Here is an 18,574-nt window from a genome sequence, read left to right as displayed (position 1 = left end):
TTTCGGGAGTTATCAGAAATCCGGGTGGTTGGCAGTTGCGTGGTACTTGCCGGCATGGAACACCAGGGGAGCGCCGCCGTCGTGGTTGTAACTCTCCACTTCACCTACATAGATGACGTGGTCACCGGCGTCATGCCGGGAGACTGTCCTGCATTGGAACGTAGCGACGGCACCGTTGAGGAGCGGCACACCGGCGATGCCCTCGGTGGTTTCCGTCCCCGCGAACTTGTCCGTGGCGGGCGTTGCGAACTGGCGGGACAGGACGTGCTGGTCGCTGGCGAGGATGTTGATGGCGAAGTGCGTGGCATCCTCAAAGTCGCCCAGGCTGGGCGCCCGCTTGCTGGGGCACCACAGCACCAGCGGGGGTTCCATGGAGACTGACGTGAAGGAGTTCGCGGTCATGCCTACCTTCCTGCCGTCGGCGGCAACAGTGGTCACCACGGTAACGCCCGTGGCGTACTGGCCCAAGGCGCCCCGGAAATCGCGGAGGTCGAAGGCGGAGGTATCGTCCTCCTTCCGGGCTTGCATGAAGTCCGCGGCGGCCGTGGGGTCGAACCACCAGGGGTATGAGGTTCGGGGGTCGTCGAAGCCGGCCACAATGCTTGCCGCCAGTGCGGGGTGCTCGGCGGCCTCTGCCAGAAGTGTTTTCTGGTGGTCCCTGCGTGGCTTGAGCAGATCGTTGGTCCACTCCACAGCCCATTGGCCCCATCCGCGCCAGAACTCATCGAAAGTGCGCTCCATCCATGCGCGGTCAAAGGGCTGCTGGCCCCGGCGGACGATTGAGTCCAGGTAGTACTTTGCGGCCAGGGTTGCATTGTTGGAGCCCTGCCCGGTGAGGGGATCGTTGAGGACCACGGCGTCGCCCAGGCCGAACACCAGGTCCCCGTTCCCGAGTTCCCCGACGGCGGACCGCACGGTCGGCGTGATGCGCCCCAGGAGCGTGGCCCCGCTATCGGTCAGTTGCGCGTTGGCGAAATTTTCGGCCTCATGCGGGAAGTGTTCACGCAGGATCTGCAGGGAGCGTTCCAGCTGCTCTTCGGGGCTTCCGACGTTGGTCCAGCAGTCCATGGGGCCGCCCACCACGCCTTCGAAAACCATCATGCGGCAGGGGCCGGAGACGGTCAGGCCCGGGAACGTAAAGAACTCGCCGATGCCGGGGGCCATGGACATGCGGATGGCGTCTCCGTGGGTGTCCATGCTGTCGGAAGACGTGACGTAGTTCAGGGCCAAGACCCGCTGTGGGCGATCGAAGGGCGACTTTGCCTTGTCCCGCGGAAAGATTTGGCCGATTTCGCCCTTGCCTGTGCTCACAATGACCAGCTCGTAATCCCGGGCGAGTTCTTCCAGCATGCGCGGGGTGACTTTCTCGATCCGGAAGTCACCGCCGTTGGCAACAAACGTCTCGATCCACAGGGCGCTCTTGATCCGCTGGTCGATGGAACGGGCAGGCCCATCCAGGAGTGCCTCCCATTCAATGGCTTGTTCGGCCCGGACGTGTAGCCGGATCGACCTGATGCCCGGGACGGCCCCCGACTCATAAAATTCCGTGAGCGCCGTGCCCATCTGCGCTTCGGCGTCGAGGGCCGTGGAGAACATGCACTGGCTGGACATGACCTTGCCCGTGCGGATCTGCGCGGCCGAGCGGTCGGACAGCAGCGTCACCTCATAGCCGGCCCGTTGCAGGCCAAGGGCCAGTTGGGCGCCGGATTCGCCGGCCCCGACGATTGCTATTTTTCGCATGGTTGAATCCTTGCTGGCAGGGGTGTGCTACAAAACTTTGGCGGTGGCGAGTTCGGCAAGGTAGCCGGCTGCCTTGTCGGGGTACATGAACCACTCCTGGAATTCCGGTGGATGGTTGAAGCCGTTCGCGAACCGGTGGGCGATGGCGGGTTCCTGGTTGGCCGCGCCCAGAAGCTCCAGGACGTGCGGCGGTGGCGGGGCCAGGAGCGCATTGGTCCAGTGTGCAACGTGCTGGGCGTAATCCCAATAGCGCTCGAACGTGGCCTGCATGAACCCGGCGTCGAAGGCGCCACTGTGCTGGACGATGCTGTCCAGGTACGACGCCGCGCACTTGCTGGCGTTGTTGGACCCCTGGCCCGTGATGGGATCGTTGAGAACCACGACGTCGGCCAGGCCCAGTACCTGCCGACCGCTCGGGAGCGTGGCGATCGGGTGCCGGACCGTGGGCGCGAATCGGCCTTGGAGGATGCCGTTGGGATCCGTGAGTTCCACGTCCGTGGCGCGCTCGGCTTCCCACGGCAGGAAAGTCTGCAGGATGTTCTTGGAGTTCGCCAGGTGCTCCTCAGGCGTCAGGCCTTTCCACGTGTCCATCGGGCCGCCGGGGACGCCCTCGAAAACCATGATTTCGCAAGGGCCGGTGGTGGTGAGTGCAGGGAAAACGAAGTACTCCCCAACACCGGGGATGAGGTTGAACGACACTGCCGAGTAGTCTTCCCGTGGTGTCAGGCCCTTCACGTAGGTCAAGGCCAACGCCCGCTGCGGTGCGTCATAGGTGCTGCGTTCGGCGTCGCGGGTGAAGAGCTGCGCGATCTCGCCCTTGCCGGCGGCCACGATCACCAGGTCCGAGTTCAGCGTGTACCTTTCCAGCTCGTCAACCCCCGCATCTTCGAAGACCAGCTCGCCGCCGCGCGCCACGAACTCTTCCATGAAGCGCGGGAACTTCACCCGTTGGTCGATCGACTTGGCGTGATTGTCCAGGCGGGAGGCCCAGCTGATGGCCTTCTCGCCAGGCACCTCGGGGTGGGGGATGGTGAATGAGATCCCGTCCACGGTGGGTGAGTCCGGCCAGAAATCCAGCCCCAGCGCCCGCTCATTTTCCAAGGCGTCATGGAAGATGCACTGGCTGGAAGCGACTTTGCCGTCCCGGATTTGTTCGGGTGTGCGGTTGGAAATGGTGGTGACCTGGAAACCGGCGTCCAGCAGGCCGATGCCCAGCTGTAGTCCGGACTGGCCGGCGCCGACGATGGTGATGTGGCGTTGCGTCATGGTGGTGTCCTCTTCTGTTGGTTCGGATCGCTGTTGTCAGTTGGCTGCGAGCAGCGGGATGGTCTCTTCGGCGCGTTCGGGCCCCAAAGCGGAGTAGCCGCCGTCGACCGCCCAATCGGCTCCCGTCACGAAACTGGCCTGGTCGCTTGCAAGGAAGGCGACGACGTCGCCCACCTCATGCGGGCGGCCGACCCGCCCCAGTGCGTGGAACGGGGCCGCGACGGAGTCCGTCTTTTCCAGGCTGCCGTTGCTCAGGGAGTCCATGATGTTGCTCCATACCCAGCCCGGGCTGACGGAGTTCACCCTGATGCCGTCGGCCGCGAAGTCCACGGCCATGCTGCGGGTGATCTGGACCAAGGCTGCCTTGCTGGCCGGGTACAGCCAGCGGCCGGTCTGGGCTACGGAGCTGGAGATGGAGGTGAAGTTGATGATGGCTCCGTGCCCGGATTTTGCCAGGTGAGGCCGGGCCGTGTTGGCCGCCATTACCGCGCTCACCAGGTTGACGTTGAGGGCTTCGAGCCAGTCGGCCCTGCCGGAGGATGCGCCGTCGTCCTTGTAGGTGCAGGCGAGGTTTACCAGGATGTCCAGGCCTCCGTGCTCCCTGGCAGTGTTCTCTACGAGTTCCGTGACGGCGGCGTCGTCCGTGATGTCCGTGTGGGAGTAGTGGATACTTTCGCCGAGCTCCTTGGTGACCATTCCGCCGTCGGACGCTATGTCCGCAACCACCACGGTGGCGCCGGCATCCCGCAACGCGGTAACCACTCCCTGGCCTACCTTGGTGACGCCCCCGGTGACGATTGCCGTCCTGCCCTTCAGTGCTGACATGGCTTGAGCCTTTCCTTGGTGGATTGTTGCGGAATTATGACGTGCGTCATATTTGTTCTGGTTGCGACTCTAGGTAGCGCGTGGCCGCGTGAATATCCGTTAGGCGCAGGCATCATCCGGATTACGCAGGCTCGTCCTCTTCCTCGTGCCAGCCCACCCACGCCGCTGATGTCAGCCGCGCTTCCCTTGCCAGGAGTTCCGCGGCCCACAAGTCAAAGTGGTTCACGTCCCGCTCTTCGCGACGATCGTGTACGAGCTTGATGTTCTTCACTTTCCCCACCTGCCTTTCGAGCGTTGTTTCGGTGCTGTGAGCTGGGTCATACTTGTCCTAAAAGCGACTCTAGACAGCCGCTGCACTCCGGAATATCCACATGGCGCGGGGATCATCCGAAAGGCGAAAGCTGCAAAAAACCCTGTGAAGTAGGTGGCGGATGGTGAGGATTCTTCCCCGGGACGTTCTGCGGGGACGACCGACAATGGCCACCAAGGACGTGGACGAAGCCCACGCGAAGATTGCCGAACTGTTCTGCAGCCACGAGCTGGCGCCGCGGACCAGGACATCCGCCGTGGACATGAAGTTGCGGTCCCTTCATCGGGCCGATGTTGGAATCGAGTTCCTGGACTACGGCGCGGACGTCCGAATCGACCCCGAGGGCTTGCAGGATTTCCACCTTGTGCAGATTCCGTTGGCGGGCCATGCGACCATGCAGGTGGGGTCCACCATTGTGGAGTCCAGTCCCACTATGGCCAGCGTCCCTCCGATCGATAAGCCGTTTTCCATGAGCTGGGACGGTGGCAGCCCGCACCTGATCGTCTATGTGCGCCGCCCGGCCTTGGAGCGCGTCGCCGGGCAGTTGTACGGCGATGGGGCCGTGGACCTGGGGTACGGTATGGACCTCAGCGGTGGGGCAGGTCGAGCCTTCCTGAGGGCTGTCGTCGAACTTCACGACGATATGATCAGCCGACCGGCTAGTGCCGCTCCTGTGTTTGTCCAGGGGCTCCTGGCGGACAGCATGGTGTCGCGTCTGCTGATGGCCATGGAACGCCCAGGTGACGACGTCCGCGATCCCGAAGCCGAGAGCAGGCTGGTGCGTGAGTGCCGTGAGCTACTGGAGCGCCACGCCTTCGAAGAACTCACCGTCCCGGACATTGCGGAGTGCCTGGGCGTGTCCGTCCGGACCCTGCAGACCGCGCTCAGGGCGGAGACCGGCGCCACGCCGTCGGAGTTGCTGCGGAGCATCCGGCTGGACCGGGCCCGGGAGATGCTGCTCGAGGCCGACCCGCGGGAGCAGAGCGTCACGGCGGTGGCGGAGCTCTGCGGATTCACGCACCAAGGGCGGTTCTCGGCGCTGTATCTCAAGACTTTCGGCGAGCTGCCGTCGGAGAGCCTGCGCCGCTGAGTTGCGGACGCGGAGGCTACGCCTCCAGTACGTACGTCTTCAGGTCATCCAGGGGTTGCCTTGTTCCACTCAGTTCGGGGTCGTGAAGACGTCTACGGACCAGAACAGGCCAACTGACGTGTTGCCGCCAGCACGGTTGTCCCACCCTACTGTTCAGAGTCGGCCAGTAGGGTGACCATGGTCTTTAGGTCATCGCAGACTTCCGTTGGTGTCAGATGTCCGGCAACAGCAGCAGCTGTCAGATGAAGTCCCTGCAGGATTGACTTTCCCCGGATTTCCAAGAGCGTATCGGGACAGTGATGCTTGAAATAGGAGTCGTTGATAGCCAGGGCGTGTTCCTCTTCGAGATGTTCACGAATATGTGACTCTGACTTGCCAGATGCCGCTGACATTGCTTTCGGCGCGACAAGGTAGGACTCTATGTGTCTCCGGCGCCATTTACGCATGTCGAAACCGGGACTTGCGGTTTGCCCCCTGTCTTGCAGCTCGGGACCCACCGTGTTGACTTCTTCCTCGTCGCGGTCTCGAAGACTGATGGCCGTAAGCCCAGGGATCTCCTCTTTCAGGGCCATCCAGAGCATCTTTCTTTCCTTGTGGCTACGTTCGGTTCTCCAAGGTATCCAGTCTTCAGAAAGCTGTGTGCCCACGACTTTTGCAGCTGCGCGAAGGACGGCCAAATCCGAGGTCCCCTCGTGAAAGAAGACCTTCCTGGTACGCCGCATTTGGTCCATTCGGGGTGCGTAATGCGAACCGAGCCCTTCCAAGAGCCCGACTTTGTGATGGTCTGCAGTCAGGTACCTTGGCGAGTCTTCTCTGCGAAATTCTAAAATTCGTTCTGGATACGCACTCCTGAGAATTTCGCTTGAATGGGTTGCTACGAATACTTGCTTGTTTGAGGCTTTGGTCAGCTTCTCGAGTCGATTGACCAGCTCTTTCTGCAGTTGGGGATGGAGGTGGGCATCCGGTTCGTCGAGCAGCAACACATCCACATCGGGGCTCGTGGCCAGAGCAAAGACGCTGAGCCATTGCAGAAAGCCGCTCCCCTCCACCATCAGGTCGCGTTTAGTAAAACCCTTGTGCGGAGTCAATTTATGTCCGCTCAGTGTCCCCTTGACCACAAGAACTTGTATGTAGGAGTGGTACTCCTCCTGAAATTCGGAGACCGCAAGTTCGGCTCCGAAGACCTCACGCAGCGTCTGCTGCAATATCTCCCACGGATCCGACTGACGTAGATCATCGAGGTCTTTGTCCTTGATCTTTGATTGGCCACCACGAGTCCCGGAGTTTCGAAGGACTGACCGTTTTCTGGCATTTTCTTGCTGCATGTCCAAGAGGAGATTTCTGAGAACAGCTCCAGCCAAGCCCTCACCTATTCGCCGCCGTCGAACTGCTCCACTCACTCTCTGTTCGTGCGCGGAGATTCCAGCAAAGGGCGGCAGGAAAGCAATGCGGGGGATTGCGTCGCCCGCAGCGAGATTGGACGCATCGACCCGAATGAACAAACGATCGTTGGCCAGAGATAGGCCAAATGTGAGGTGCTTGAGCCCGATAGCTGTCGTCCATTGAACGCCGATATTCAACGTATATCCATCTTGCCCGGGGTTTGTGCGTCCAGGCTTCAAGTTAGTCCATAGGTGTTTGAGGGAAGGAATATTGATCGGAGAGAACTCATCATCGCCGATGCCGAATCCCTGTACGCCCACGCGATTCGGGTGGAGTCCGGCGACTCCACCGCGCTCCATAGTTGTTGCGAGGCGACAAAACTCCCATACGGCCAGGGCATGCAGGATGGACGACTTTCCAGAATTGTTGCTTCCTGCCATCAGGGTCAGGTTGGGGTTTAGAGCCAGATCAAGGGCCTGATATTGCTTGAAGCGAGTCAGTTTGATGCTGTTGATTGGCTGGACAAGCGTCGCTCTTTCGGCCGCTTCACGTCTAGCTTCTTCAAGGAGTTCCTCAATAATTGAGTCGCCGTCGCCTTCATCATCGCGCTGAAGGGCGAGTCCGGGGGGTGATGCCACAACCTGGGTTGCGGGGTGGAAGTCGGGCGTGGTCATGATCCCCTAAGCTATTGCGCTGAACCGTCGAATTCGTTGCTGTTATCGTACCGGGCGTCACAGGTGAAAGACCTCAGTACTGCGAGGGAGCGCGAGCCTCTTTTCCTAGGGGGTGTTGAACGGCGGCCCACGAAAAGTTCCTGCCATCTTCGCCGTTCCACTTCCAAGGAGCTGGTGGCGGAGTGATACACGAATGCATAAGTATTTGGCAGGCGACGGCATTGGTGCATGCGGCACTCTACAATGGACACCGAACTGGGCAGCGGGGTGGATGGGGTACGTCATGGGTAGTCTTGGGCTCTCGGCCACTGAGATTGGGGCTGAGGTTGGAGCCACTCCGGAAGAAATCAATCGCCTACTGTTGGATCAGGGCTTCTACTATGGACGCCCTGGGGCTTACGGCCTCACATCAAAGGGCAAGACCTTCGGAGTTCAGCGCCATCATGACAATGGGTATGGTGGTGTCGCGTACCGCTCATGGGAGACTACACGTTTTGACCCCACCATCTTGGAAGCTCTTGATGTCTCGGCAGAAAAGCTCACGAAGGTGCGTACGGATATCGCCGATGATAGGCGAACCCGGCGTGACGCAAGGAATGCCGCGCGAGTCGAAGCGGATGCAAATTACCGCGCAGGCCATGCTGAAGATGCAGAAGACGAAGCCAGACCCGAAATTGACTGGGGAAAAATACTGCTTGGTGCCGCACTCTTTGGTGGTGTTATCGCCGCTTCTATCAGTGTGAAAAAGGGGATTGATCTATACAAGAGAAACAAGGCGGAGCAGGCAGCAACAGCATCCCGTGACATGAAGACTGTTTGCGGAGGTTGCCGAGCTGGGATGGCCAATGGGGTGATGACATGTCCTCATTGCGGAGCCACATCAGCGGCCGGAGATCTTGAGCTCACCGGCTCGGGGACTTTGGAAGCCGTCGTAGTGGAAGTCGGCTATTCGGAGGCTGAGCCCTGGCTCAGCAAGTGGGATGATGTGATCCGCGATTATGAGGCCGTCGAAGAGGCTTTCCTCGCTGAAGGCACTGATAATCGCGTCATCAGGCACCGGCTCTTAAGGTTTTTTGAAGACTGCTGGCACCTTGTTGAATGGATAAAGCGCGATACGCAGCTTCCGGCCGAGGTTGCAGAAAAGGTTGTGAAGGCGGCCTGGAACGCCGATCCGATGGTGCTCTGTGAGGCCATAGCGAGCACATCGAAGCACCACACGCGAGAAGGTCGCAAGGGGCAGCCGGAAAAAGTAACTGCGCGAGTGATGTCAGTAACGATGCCGCAGGGCATCGGCAAATGGTCGCCGACGGTGACGGTCACCGCCTGGAATCCGGAGGCACCTGAACCACAGGATCATGACGCGCGCACTCTTGCCTCCGACTGTATCTCTTGGTGGCGAAGCTTTATCAAGCAGAACAGGCTACCCGTTCCATGGGAGGAGAACGCCGACCCTGCTTAGGCAACTTACTTGCTGATTCGCTACGGCCTCAGCTTTGACGGTTGTGTGTCCTGAATCGGCCCATATGCGGTAGAAAACGTAATATCCGAAGCCGGACCAATTTCTGGAGAAGACTGTTCCACATTTAGAACGGGAAACTGCAGGCGCTGGACTAACTCTGCCTGGGACTGGATTCGTTTCACGCACTCCAGTGTGGTCAGTTCATCGGAACTGACCGTTTCAGTCCATCCGTTAGTCTGCATCATGTCTTCGGGACCAAGCCAAGGCGGGAGCTTGAGTTCGGCACGCCACCAATGTTTGATGGCTCCCTCGACTGCGAGAGCGTGGCTGCCGTCGGCGAAAGAATGTAGGTGGAGGACAGTCCACCCCTCCGCCTTGAATTGTTCGAGGCGGTGTGTTCCGATGTTGGTCACTCCGATCTTGAAAGAACGAAGTTCCTTGTGCTCGAGGAAATAAACGTATCCAGGTTTTCCGCGTTTGAACCCACCACCTTCAGAACAGAATGGGCACCCTTGACCATGAGAACGATTGTTTACCGTTGATTTCCATTCGTGGCCCTTGCCGCAGAGCCACCATCGCTGGCTGTTCGAGTACTGATTGACTTGCGACGGCGTAATTTCGCCATTTCTTAAAGGGTGCCACGAATGTGCCACGTCCGGACGGAGTGTCGCCAAGTCGTTGTACCCCTCGAGGGTCTTGCGTCCGGAGCAAACTGGGCACCCGACGCCTTGTCCTGTGCGGCTGGCAATGACCGCCTGCCATTCGTGGCCACAAGGGGCAAGCCACCATGCTTTCTTGCCGTTGCTGACGGTGACATCAAAGGGGGGCTCGGCATTCTTCGTTGGATGCCACTCCGCGGCAATGTCAGGCCGCACTGTGGCGAGATCGTTATATCCCTGGAGGATGCGCTGGCCAGCGCATGTCGGGCAGCCTGTGCCGCTTGAAGCGCGCGAGTTGCCGGTCGTCTCCCACTCGTGCCCGTTGTGGCACCGCCACCATATCCTTTTAGCCGTGCCGGCAACGACTGTTTCTGGGGTGAAGGGTAGGTTTCTGACCGGATGAAACTCTGCAGCCAGTAGAGGGTGCGTGGTTGCCATGTCGTTGTGGCCCTGTACAAGAGCCTGTGATACCCGGTGTGGGTCGTGGGTTCGACGGCGTACAGGTTTTCCCGCAGCTCGTCGGCGGCGTTTCTCTGCCGCAAACTCTTCACCGCGGGGGAGCTTGCAGACTGGACACCCATTGCCGTACGCCCGGTTTAGTATCTTCGCGTACCATTCGTGGCCGAGAGGACAGATCCACCAGGCCTTTGAATTGGACTTAGGGGCGACCTCGGTGGCTTTGAGGTCATTTCGGGATGGGTGCCATTGTTCTGCTAACTGGGGGAGTTTCGTGGCCAAATCGTTGAACCCTGGCAGGAGTCTCGCTCCGCTGCAGTAGGGGCAGCCGTTGCCTTTGGCTCTATCGCTTACCTTCGTTTCCCATTCATGCCCGAGCGCGTCAATCCACCAGACCTTCTTGCCCGAACTCCGTGTAACAGTGGTCGGAAGTATGTCGCCGTTGCGCGTAGGGTGCCATTCTGCCGCCAGGGCCGGGATAACAGTTGCTAGGTCGTTGAATCCGCGGAGTACGCGATTCCCAGCGCAAAAAGGGCATCCCTGGCCCAAACGCCTGTTGTAGGGGGATGCCTCCCATTCATGACCACAAGGCCCTTTCCACCACACTTTCTTAGGAGACCCGGCGCTGAGCTCGCTGAATATGGTCCCGGGATTCCGTTCCACAGCAAACTGCGAGGCCAGTTCTGGCGTCACACTGGAGAGGAGTCGACCCCTTTTTGGTGCCGTCGGTGTTGTCATATGTTTAGAGTACGGAGCGCTGGACGGCGCACACGTGCACACCAAGTTTGACACTCCAGAGCATCGTGAACTTTCAAGTGCTGCCTACCCCGCAAAAGCAAATGAGAACAAGCGCCTAGGGCATCAGCTCACCCGGGTGGGGCGCCGACATCTTAGCGGGCCGGAGACGAATGAAGACCGTTTCCCTGTAACCAGCACTGCGCTGGTCCAGCACGACAGTGTGCCGGTGCAGTGCTTCTTCGTGGGGTCTCTAAGATGCCCAGGGGTTTCTGGTTGCCGGTGGGAGCAGGTCGGTGACCAGAATCCTGGCCCTGACATATTTCACGCCGTCATAGACCTGAGGGAGGAGGGCTTGGGCGGCTTTGGTGAGCGGGACCGAGTCCGCCGTGGGTGCAGGGAGGACCCGGCAGGTCCCGGGGAGGTATTTCTCGTTCGGGTTGAAGGGCGACGTCGCCGCGAACGCTGTCAACGCTTGGGCCTGCGGTCCGTTTTTGGCCAGACGCGCGGAGGCCATCTGGGGTAGACACTCATGACCTACCGCAGCCCTGCCGCTGTGGTGATCGGGGTGGAGGGGGTGGACTCGACCATGGCAGAGCTAAGCCGAAACTCTTCGGAATAGGCGTCTGGCAAAAGCCCTGATCGCTCTCGATGTGCCTTGGTCCCGTGGCGCACGTCCCGGACGAGAGGGGTGACAGTGCGCAGGGCCTGCGGATCGTCCTGCCCCGTCCCCCGCTGGGTCCGCACACATGGAGATGCTCTGGACCCGCCTCACCAACGACCTGCAGGAACTTGAGCTGGGCTCCTTCCAGATAGGCCGCTATTCGTCCGTCGGCAGCGCCCGGGCGAACAGCTTAGCCAGCGGGGCGGTCGCGGACGGGGAAGGACCGCGTATTCACGCGGTCCTCACGCCTCCAGTACGTACGTCTTCAGGTCGTCCAGGGTCTGCTGCATGTGGGCGTCCATGGCGAGCCGGGCTTCATGCGGATCCCGGGAGGACAGGGCGGCGGCTATCTTCCGGTGGTGCCCGATTGCGTGTTCCTGGATTTCGGGGAATGCCGAGGTTTCCGTGCGTCGGGCTTCAAGGACACGGTGCAGCGGTTCGAACAGGACGGCCACAAACACGTTGCCGGAAGCATGGAGGATCACGTCATGGAAGGCGAGGTCGGCTTCCACAAATCCGGCGAGGTCGTTGACTTCGTGTGCGGATTGCATCTTTTCCACGTGCTCCCTGAGGGCCGCGAGTTCATCGTCCGAAATCCGTTCGGCGGCCAGCTCGCAAGCGCCGGTCTCGAGCATCCGACGAAGCTCGATCAGCTGGATGGCAGCCGCGGCGTCCTTGGTTCCTTCGGAAGCTGCGCGCAAGACAGCTTCGAGGGAGGCCCACTGATTCAAGGGATTCACGAACGTGCCACGGCCTCGCTCCACGCTGAGGATCCGCTGCGCTTCGAGGGTTTTCATGGCTTCGCGCACGGTCATGCGGCTCACCTCATGCTTGGCGCTGAGTTCAAGCTCGCCCGGGACCACCGTTCCGGGCGGGAATTCGCCCGCCACAATGCGGTCCAGCAACTCATCAGCTACGACGCCGACCAGCGACTTGCGTGCCATATTTCCCCGTTTCCTGTCCTTCGCTCCGCCCGGCGCCCTGTGGATTTTCCCGCGGGACCGGATGGATGTCAGACATCTTACGCTGGCGGCTGCCAGCTCGTTCTCCAAAACCCGTGCACCGCTTGGGCACATTCATCCGGCCGTTCCCAGTGCACGTTGTGACCCGCATCGGGAATGGTCTTCAGTTTTCGGTTGCGTTCTGCAGCCACGAATTCACGCATCTGGTCGATGGAACGCACCCGGTCCCCGGTTCCGGCGATGACCAGCAAGGGCGCCTGGACGCGCCCGGGTACTGACGGTTCGACGCCGGATATCGCCGCCAGCGCGCTGGCGGACAGCACCGGGAAGGGTACGTCGAAGCCTTTGCCCAGCCTTGCCATCTCTTGGTCGGTCAGTGGCCCGTACCAGGCTTTCATGAGCTTCGCCTTGGTGGCCGCGTCGAAGAATCCTTGTTCCAACTGGGACACCAACATGGCCCTGAATCCCTCATTTGGCGGGGCTGGCACCATTCCCACCAACGCAACCGTCGCCACCAGCTCCGGATAGTTGGCCGCAACCGTCAGGGCGACGCTTCCGCCCATGGAGTGCCCTACCAAATGCACCGGCTTGCCGCCGCGTTTCTTGATGGCCGCCGCAACGGATTTCGCGGCCGAGTCCAGTGTCCAGTCGAAGCCGGACAACTCCTCACCCGGGTGGTACCCGGGGAGATCCAGAATCCACGCCGACCGGCCGCCGTCGAGCAGTTTCTCCACCAGCGGTTCCCAGTACGACGAACTGGATGCCCAGCCGTGGATCAGTACTGCCGGCACGTGATCGCCGGCGTCGGCAGGCGTGCGAACGTCCACGAAGGGGAGCGGAACCGCACTGTCAGCCATGGCCCCAGCCTAGTGACGCAGGGCATCTTGCGCAGGGAAGAGCTGTGTGTCACACTGGCATTCAAATGTTAGATGTCTGACATCTTACATTCACTAAACAGCAACAGAGATTTCCCACGATGGAGTGCAAAGTGACTTTTGAAGCCGACGTTCTGGCCGCTTTCCCGGCGGAAGTTCAGATCCCCGCGCAGCTCGTGGCCGACGCCGTTGCAGCGTCCTCCGCCGTTGCCCCGAAGATCCTGGTGGTCCTCGACGACGACCCCACCGGCACGCAGTCCGTCGCAGGCCTCGCGGTCCTCACCCGCTGGGATGTCCAGGACTTCACGTGGGCCTTCACCCACATCAGTGAAAACAACACCAAGCCTGCCGTCTACGTCCTCACCAACACCCGCAGCCTGGACCCCGCCGAAGCCGCATCCCGTAACGAAGAGGTCGTGCGCAATGCATTGGCCGCGGCCGGACCGGCCGGTGTGAAGCTCGGCTTCGTCAGCCGCAGCGACTCCACCCTCCGCGGCCATTACCCGTTGGAGCCCGACGTCATCGCCGCTACCGTCGCCGCTGAAACCGGTGAAGCAACCGACGGCGTAGTCATCGTTCCTGCCTTCCCCGACGCCGGCCGGGTCACCATCGGCGGTGTGCACTACATGCGCGGCGATGCCGGATCGCTCACCCCGGTGGCGGAGACGGAATTCGCCAAGGACGCAAGCTTCGGCTTCGCCAACTCGGAGATGGCCAAGTATGTGGAGGAGAAGTCGCAGGGCCGCTTCGCTGCAGAAAGCGTGATCGTCCTGGACCTGAACATCATCCGCGCCGGTGCCTCTGCCCAGGACCCCGCCATTTCCGCGAAGGCCATCGCCGACGCCTTGGAGTCTGCCACCAACTCCACCCCGATCGTGGCCGACATCGTCACCGAGAACGACTTCCGTGCCTTGGCCTTGGGCCTGGAAGAAGCTGAACGACACGGCAAGAAGCTCCTCTACCGCGTTGGTCCGCCGTTCGTCCGTGGCCGGATTGGCCAGGAGATCCGCGCGGCCCTCACCGCCGAGGAAGCCTACGCCGGCAACACTCCCTCTACTGCAGGCGGCTTGATCGTTGTGGGCTCCCATGTGGGCGTCACCACCCGCCAACTGAACAACCTCACCGCAGAGCACAGCTCGGCGCGGACCATCGAGATCGATGTAGAGCGGCTGCTCGGTGCGGAGGCCGATGCCTACATCGGAACCGTCGTGTCCGACGTCGTCAGCGCTCTTCGCGAAGGCGATGTGATCGTCCACACCAGCCGCCTCCTCATCAAGACCGACGACGCCGCGGCGAGCCTGAAGATCGCCCGCACCGTCTCCGCCGCCGTCGTGGCCGTGGTGAACCGCACGCTCAAAACGTTCCCGCCTCGATTCGTTATTGCCAAGGGCGGCATCACGTCCTCGGACGTCGCGGCGCACGGCCTGGAAATCCGCCACGCGATTGTCCGCGGACCGATGCTGCCGGGCATCGTCTCGCTCTGGGAGCCGGTGGATGGTCCCGCGAAGGGCATCCCGTACATCGTCTTTGCCGGCAACGTCGGCGACGACCAATCCCTGACCCAGGTCACCCGCAAGCTCAGCGCCACCTTCTAAAAGCATCCGAAATTCAATGGAGAACACCATGACCAGCAGCAACTACACCGTCACCGTCCTGGGCCTTGGCGCCATGGGCCTGCCCATGGCAACCCGGCTCGCATCCGAGCTGACCGTTCACGGCTTCGACATCGCTGAGCCCCGCCTTGAACTCGCAGCGGCAGCCGGAATCAAGACCTTCGCCTCGGCCCGTGAAGCTTTCCAGGACGCCGACGCGTTGTTGTTGGCGGTCCGTAACGGCGAACAGCTCAACGATGTCCTCTTTGGCGAGAACGGCGTTGCCTCGGTACTGAAGCCGGGCGCCGTCGTGATCCTTGGCAGCACGGTTGGCACGGAAGCCATCCCGACCACCGTTGCCAAGCTCGCTGAATACGGCGTGGCCCTGGTGGATGCTCCCCTGTCCGGCGGCCCGAAGCGTGCCAGTGAAGGCGACCTGCTGATCGTTGTGGGCGCCGAGCCTGAAGCGCTCGAGAAGGCCCGCCCGGCCCTGGAACTCCTGGCCTCCACGCTGAGCATCGTGGGCGACAAGCCCGGCGACGGACAGGCACTCAAGACCGTCAACCAGCTCCTCTGCGGCGTGCACATCGCCGCCGCGGCTGAAGCCATGGCCCTTGCCGACGCACTGGGACTGGACCAGGCAAAGACCCTCGCCGCCCTTGAAGCCGGCGCTGCCGGTTCCTTCATGCTCTCCAACCGCGGCCCACGCATCCTCGAGGCCTACACGGAGGATGGCGCCGAGGTCCTCAGCCGCCTGGACATCTTCGTCAAGGACATGGGCATCGTGGGCAAGGCAACACGGGCCGCCGGCCTTGCCGCACCCGTAGCCGCCGCCGCTGAACAGCTCTATCTGCTCGGCCAGGCCCAGGGCCTCGCTGCCGCCGACGACTCCGCCGTCATCAAGGTTGTTGCGCCCACGAAGCGCACCGCCTAACCACCCCCATCACAGAACCCGCGACGACGGCGGTCCCCCCTCCGCCGTCGTCGCACCTCCAATCGGCCTTCTTAGGGCTGGTATGTCAAAGGAGACACCCCCAATGAACCCCCTCGTCAACTCGCTGATGGTTCGGGCGGCCGACGCCCCCGCCATCAAACCCGCTGTGGAGCTGGGAACACCCCTCCTGCTGACCATCGCGGCAGCAGGCATCGCACTGCTCCTGGTGCTGATCATCCGCTTCAAGATCCAGGCCTTCGTCGCCCTCCTTGCGGTGAGCATCCTGGTAGCTGTTGCCGCGCAGATTCCGTTGAAGGACATCTTCACCGTGGTCACCAACGGTGTGGGCAGCACCATGGGCAAGGTCGCATTGCTGATTGCCTTGGGCGCCATCCTTGGCCGGATGATCGAAGTCTCTGGCGGCGTGCAGTCTCTGGCAACCCACTTCACTGAGAAGCTCGGGGCCAAACGCGTTGCGGTGGCGTTGACCGCCGTCGGCTTCCTGGTTGCCATCCCGGTCTTCTTCGAAGTGGGCGTGATCGTCCTGGTGCCCATTGTTTACGCCTTCGCGAAGATCGCCAAGGTCCACCCCGTCAAGTTCGGCCTCCCGATGGCCGGCATCATGCTCTCCATTCACGTGGCAGTCCCGCCGCACCCGGGCATCGTTGCGGGCGCGGGTGTCTTCGGAGCCGACATCGGCCTCATCACCATGATTTCCTTGATCATCTGCGTGCCGCTCGGTTTCCTGTCCTACTGGGTTGCCAGCATCATGAACCGCAAGGACTACGAGCTCCTTCCCGGCGTCAAAGCCCAAGTTGAAGAATTCGGCTCCGATTCACTGGTCCGCGTCGGCCGCGTCGGCCACGACGGCCCCGGCGCCCGCGCCATCGCTCCGCCGCGCCCCGGACTGATCATGTTCCTGATCGCCGCCCCGATTGTGCAGATCCTCCTCGGTACCGTTGGCACCCTCACCATCGCCAAGGACAACTACTGGTACGGGGTGGCCTCGTTCATCGGCAACCCGTTCTTCGCGCTCCTCGTGGCCGTGGCCCTTTCCTTCTTCCTGCTGGCTGTTCGCCGCAACTGGTCGCTCAAGGAAACCGGTGAGATCTTCGAAGGCGCGCTGCCTCCCATCGCCTCCATCCTCATGGTGGTTGCAGCCGGTGGCGTGTTCGGTGAAGTCCTCCGCACCTCGGGTATCGGTGCCGCGCTGTCCCATACGCTGGACAGCCTTGGCCTGCCGGTGATTGTGCTCGGCTTCATCATCTCCCTGGCGCTTCGCGCCGCCCAGGGTTCGGCAACCGTAGCTATTGTGACCACCACCGGCCTGCTCACGTCCGCCGTCATGGAAGGCGGCTACACGCCCGCCCAGATCGCAGTGATCGTGATCGCCATCGGCTTCGGCGCACTGGGCCTGTCACACGTGACCGACGCAGGCTTCTGGACAGTCATCCGCTACTACGGCCTCACAGTGTCCGACGGCCTGAAGACCTGGACCGTCCTCACCACCATCCTTGGCTTGGCCGGCTTTGTCCTCACCTACGTGGCCTGGATCCTGGTGGGAGGCTTGGGCCACTGATGCGCGCTTCCCTGGACTCAATGGTCGCCTCTGCACTGGCCTCCCGCTCCGCAGTTCCGGCCTTCACGTGCTACGACTTCACCACCGCCCTGGCCGTGGTTTCGGCTGCCGAGGAAGCGCGGCTGGGCGTCATCCTGCTGGTTGCGCCCAAGACGGCTTCCACTCCCAACGGACTCCGCCTGATCAAAGCCCTCCGCGGCCTGGCGGACTCCGCAAGCGTCCCGGTGTCCGTCCAGCTGGACCACGCTTCGGATCTCAAGGTCATCCGCGATTCCGTGGCCGCCGGTGCGGACGCCGTCCTGGCCGATGGTTCGTCGTTGCCGTTCGAGGACAACATTGCCCTGGTCCGCAAAGTCCGTGCCGCGCTGGACGCTTCCGGACGCACCGACGTCGTGATCGAAGCGGAACTGGGCGGGCTGGCCGGCGATGAGGACAGGGCATTCGATACCGCCCGTGAAACGCACGACGCCGGTACTCCGGTTGAGGGGCTCACCAACCCCGCGCAGGTGGCCGACTTCGTGGAGCGGACGGGTGCGCAGTTGCTGGCCATCGCGGTGGGAAATGTGCACGGCAAGTACAAGGGTGAGCCCAATATTCGTTGGGATGTACTGCAGGACGTTGCCTCGAAGACCGGCGTCCCGTTGGTACTGCACGGCGCTTCGGGCATCCCGGCGGACGAGCTCGCCAAAGCTCCCTCGCTGCGGGTCGGCAAGGTGAACTTCAACACTGAACTACGCACCGGCATCCTGTCTACCCTTGAGGCGGAAACCGCGGCATACCGGGCAGATGGCGAGAATCTCCAGGGTTTGTTGGCGCGTTGGAACGGCACTGCGGGCGCATTCGCGGGCGCCACGCTGGAGCTGCTGAGCGCCTGACGGCCCGGTCCCAACAACACGGGAGGCTAGGATCAGACCATGATACTGGCCTCCCTGATTTTCGCCCTGATTGCGGCTTTGCTTCACGTATTTATCTTCACCATGGAGTCCATCACCTGGACCAAGCCATCCACGTGGAAACGCTTCAGCCTCACCTCGCAGGCCGACGCCGAGACCACCAAGCCGCTCGCCTACAACCAGGGGTTCTACAACCTCTTCCTGGCCATAGGCGCGTTGATCGGCATCATCGCAGTCTGGGCCGGGGCTCCACAGGTAGGTTGGACCCTCGTGTTCAGCAGCTGCGGGTCGATGCTCCTGGCAGCGATGGTCCTCGCGGCCAGCGGGAAAAAGTACCTCCGCGCAGCCACCACCCAAGGCATTACGCCGCTGCTCGCCGTCGTCCTGGGCGTTTTGGCCGTGACGCTCGGCTAGAACACGTTGGTGGCCCGCTGTTCCGCTGTTGGGCAACGACGGAACAGCGGTGCCGCGACGTGAG

16 protein-coding genes and 1 pseudogene are annotated in these 18,574 nt (G+C 61.9%); 7 read left to right on the top strand and 10 right to left on the bottom strand.

Going from position 1 to position 18,574, the window contains the following annotated elements; translation table 11 throughout:
- Nucleotides 1-12: 12 nt before the first annotated feature.
- From NEK97_RS12740 to NEK97_RS12725, 4 genes are all read right to left on the bottom strand, one after another.
- Nucleotides 13-1,740 carry a flavin reductase gene (locus NEK97_RS12740; RefSeq protein WP_257370271.1) on the bottom strand — a complete coding sequence of 576 codons (1,728 nt, stop codon included), beginning with the start codon at nt 1,738-1,740 and terminating at the stop codon, nt 13-15.
- Between the two features lie 27 nt (nt 1,741-1,767).
- Nucleotides 1,768-3,006 carry a styrene monooxygenase/indole monooxygenase family protein gene (locus tag NEK97_RS12735; protein WP_257370270.1) on the bottom strand — a complete coding sequence of 413 codons (1,239 nt, stop codon included), beginning with the start codon at nt 3,004-3,006 and terminating at the stop codon, nt 1,768-1,770.
- Nucleotides 3,007-3,042: 36 nt separating this feature from the next.
- Nucleotides 3,043-3,831, bottom strand: a complete 789-nt coding sequence (locus NEK97_RS12730) for an SDR family oxidoreductase (protein ID WP_257370269.1) — start codon at nt 3,829-3,831, stop codon at nt 3,043-3,045.
- A 121-nt stretch (nt 3,832-3,952) separates the two neighbouring features.
- A complete protein-coding gene (locus tag NEK97_RS12725; protein ID WP_257370268.1) occupies nt 3,953-4,102 on the bottom strand; it encodes a hypothetical protein in 150 nt (49 codons plus the stop codon).
- A 205-nt stretch (nt 4,103-4,307) separates the two neighbouring features.
- Between NEK97_RS12725 and NEK97_RS12720 the strand changes: the two genes are divergently transcribed.
- Nucleotides 4,308-5,231, top strand: coding sequence for an AraC family transcriptional regulator (locus NEK97_RS12720; protein ID WP_257370267.1), 924 nt, complete (start codon nt 4,308-4,310; stop codon nt 5,229-5,231).
- A gap of 146 nt (nt 5,232-5,377) precedes the next feature.
- Here NEK97_RS12720 and NEK97_RS12715 read toward each other — a convergent pair whose 3' ends face one another.
- Complete coding sequence (locus NEK97_RS12715; RefSeq protein WP_257370266.1) at nt 5,378-7,288, bottom strand: ATP-binding protein; 1,911 nt, start codon at nt 7,286-7,288, stop codon at nt 5,378-5,380.
- A gap of 193 nt (nt 7,289-7,481) precedes the next feature.
- Here NEK97_RS12715 and NEK97_RS12710 point away from each other — a divergent pair, with 193 nt between their 5' ends.
- Entirely contained in the window at nt 7,482-8,747 is a 1,266-nt protein-coding gene (locus NEK97_RS12710; protein WP_257370265.1) for a hypothetical protein, read from the top strand.
- A gap of 20 nt (nt 8,748-8,767) precedes the next feature.
- On the opposite strand, the gene NEK97_RS12705 is transcribed toward NEK97_RS12710, so the two are convergent.
- The 5 genes and pseudogenes from NEK97_RS12705 to NEK97_RS12690 all read right to left on the bottom strand — a co-directional run bounded on the left by NEK97_RS12705 (nt 8,768) and on the right by NEK97_RS12690 (nt 13,080).
- The gene (locus NEK97_RS12705; protein WP_257370264.1) at nt 8,768-9,844 is read right to left on the bottom strand and encodes a zinc-ribbon domain-containing protein; all 1,077 of its coding nucleotides are present in this window, start codon (nt 9,842-9,844) and stop codon (nt 8,768-8,770) included.
- A gap of 138 nt (nt 9,845-9,982) precedes the next feature.
- Nucleotides 9,983-10,600 (bottom strand): annotated as a pseudogene (locus NEK97_RS19960) (zinc-ribbon domain-containing protein); the annotation flags it as partial.
- A gap of 250 nt (nt 10,601-10,850) precedes the next feature.
- A complete protein-coding gene (locus tag NEK97_RS12700; RefSeq protein WP_257370263.1) occupies nt 10,851-11,114 on the bottom strand; it encodes a hypothetical protein in 264 nt (87 codons plus the stop codon).
- Between the two features lie 389 nt (nt 11,115-11,503).
- A complete protein-coding gene (locus NEK97_RS12695; RefSeq protein WP_257370262.1) occupies nt 11,504-12,205 on the bottom strand; it encodes a FadR/GntR family transcriptional regulator in 702 nt (233 codons plus the stop codon).
- Between the two features lie 77 nt (nt 12,206-12,282).
- The gene (locus NEK97_RS12690; RefSeq protein ID WP_257370261.1) at nt 12,283-13,080 is read right to left on the bottom strand and encodes an alpha/beta fold hydrolase; all 798 of its coding nucleotides are present in this window, start codon (nt 13,078-13,080) and stop codon (nt 12,283-12,285) included.
- 131 nt (nt 13,081-13,211) lie between these two features.
- On the opposite strand from NEK97_RS12690, the gene NEK97_RS12685 reads away from it, so the two are divergent.
- The 5 genes from NEK97_RS12685 (at nt 13,212) to NEK97_RS12665 (ending at nt 18,510) form a co-directional block, all read left to right on the top strand.
- On the top strand, nt 13,212-14,693 hold the full coding sequence (locus NEK97_RS12685; protein ID WP_257370260.1) for a four-carbon acid sugar kinase family protein: 1,482 nt from the start codon (nt 13,212-13,214) through the stop codon (nt 14,691-14,693).
- Between the two features lie 28 nt (nt 14,694-14,721).
- Complete coding sequence (locus tag NEK97_RS12680; RefSeq protein WP_257370259.1) at nt 14,722-15,624, top strand: NAD(P)-dependent oxidoreductase; 903 nt, start codon at nt 14,722-14,724, stop codon at nt 15,622-15,624.
- A gap of 103 nt (nt 15,625-15,727) precedes the next feature.
- Nucleotides 15,728-17,203, top strand: a complete 1,476-nt coding sequence (locus tag NEK97_RS12675) for a GntP family transporter (RefSeq protein WP_257370258.1) — start codon at nt 15,728-15,730, stop codon at nt 17,201-17,203.
- Nucleotides 17,203-18,078 carry a class II fructose-bisphosphate aldolase gene (locus NEK97_RS12670; RefSeq protein ID WP_257370257.1) on the top strand — a complete coding sequence of 292 codons (876 nt, stop codon included), beginning with the start codon at nt 17,203-17,205 and terminating at the stop codon, nt 18,076-18,078. The genes NEK97_RS12675 and NEK97_RS12670 overlap by 1 nt, the downstream gene beginning before the upstream one ends.
- A 39-nt stretch (nt 18,079-18,117) precedes the next feature.
- Nucleotides 18,118-18,510, top strand: a complete 393-nt coding sequence (locus tag NEK97_RS12665; RefSeq protein ID WP_257370256.1) for a DUF1304 domain-containing protein — start codon at nt 18,118-18,120, stop codon at nt 18,508-18,510.
- Nucleotides 18,511-18,574: the final 64 nt, after the last annotated feature.

The sequence above is a fragment of the Paenarthrobacter sp. UW852 genome, from assembly GCF_024608385.1.
GTDB lineage: Bacteria > Actinomycetota > Actinomycetes > Actinomycetales > Micrococcaceae > Arthrobacter.
This window is presented reverse-complemented; position numbering and strand designations above follow the sequence as displayed.

Excerpts from the sequence above, each read along its gene's own strand:
- NEK97_RS12740 (WP_257370271.1), bottom strand. The coding sequence starts at position 1,740 with ATGCGAAAAATAGCAATCGTCGGGGCCGGCGAATCCGGCGCCCAACTG.
- NEK97_RS12735 (WP_257370270.1), bottom strand. The coding sequence starts at position 3,006 with ATGACGCAACGCCACATCACCATCGTCGGCGCCGGCCAGTCCGGACTA.
- NEK97_RS12730 (WP_257370269.1), bottom strand. The coding sequence starts at position 3,831 with ATGTCAGCACTGAAGGGCAGGACGGCAATCGTCACCGGGGGCGTCACC.
- NEK97_RS12720 (WP_257370267.1), top strand. The coding sequence starts at position 4,308 with ATGGCCACCAAGGACGTGGACGAAGCCCACGCGAAGATTGCCGAACTG.
- NEK97_RS12715 (WP_257370266.1), bottom strand. The coding sequence starts at position 7,288 with ATGACCACGCCCGACTTCCACCCCGCAACCCAGGTTGTGGCATCACCC.
- NEK97_RS12710 (WP_257370265.1), top strand. The coding sequence starts at position 7,482 with ATGCATAAGTATTTGGCAGGCGACGGCATTGGTGCATGCGGCACTCTA.
- NEK97_RS12705 (WP_257370264.1), bottom strand. The coding sequence starts at position 9,844 with ATGGCAACCACGCACCCTCTACTGGCTGCAGAGTTTCATCCGGTCAGA.
- NEK97_RS12700 (WP_257370263.1), bottom strand. The coding sequence starts at position 11,114 with ATGGCCTCCGCGCGTCTGGCCAAAAACGGACCGCAGGCCCAAGCGTTG.
- NEK97_RS12695 (WP_257370262.1), bottom strand. The coding sequence starts at position 12,205 with ATGGCACGCAAGTCGCTGGTCGGCGTCGTAGCTGATGAGTTGCTGGAC.
- NEK97_RS12690 (WP_257370261.1), bottom strand. The coding sequence starts at position 13,080 with ATGGCTGACAGTGCGGTTCCGCTCCCCTTCGTGGACGTTCGCACGCCT.
- NEK97_RS12680 (WP_257370259.1), top strand. The coding sequence starts at position 14,722 with ATGACCAGCAGCAACTACACCGTCACCGTCCTGGGCCTTGGCGCCATG.
- NEK97_RS12675 (WP_257370258.1), top strand. The coding sequence starts at position 15,728 with ATGAACCCCCTCGTCAACTCGCTGATGGTTCGGGCGGCCGACGCCCCC.
- NEK97_RS12670 (WP_257370257.1), top strand. The coding sequence starts at position 17,203 with ATGCGCGCTTCCCTGGACTCAATGGTCGCCTCTGCACTGGCCTCCCGC.
- NEK97_RS12665 (WP_257370256.1), top strand. The coding sequence starts at position 18,118 with ATGATACTGGCCTCCCTGATTTTCGCCCTGATTGCGGCTTTGCTTCAC.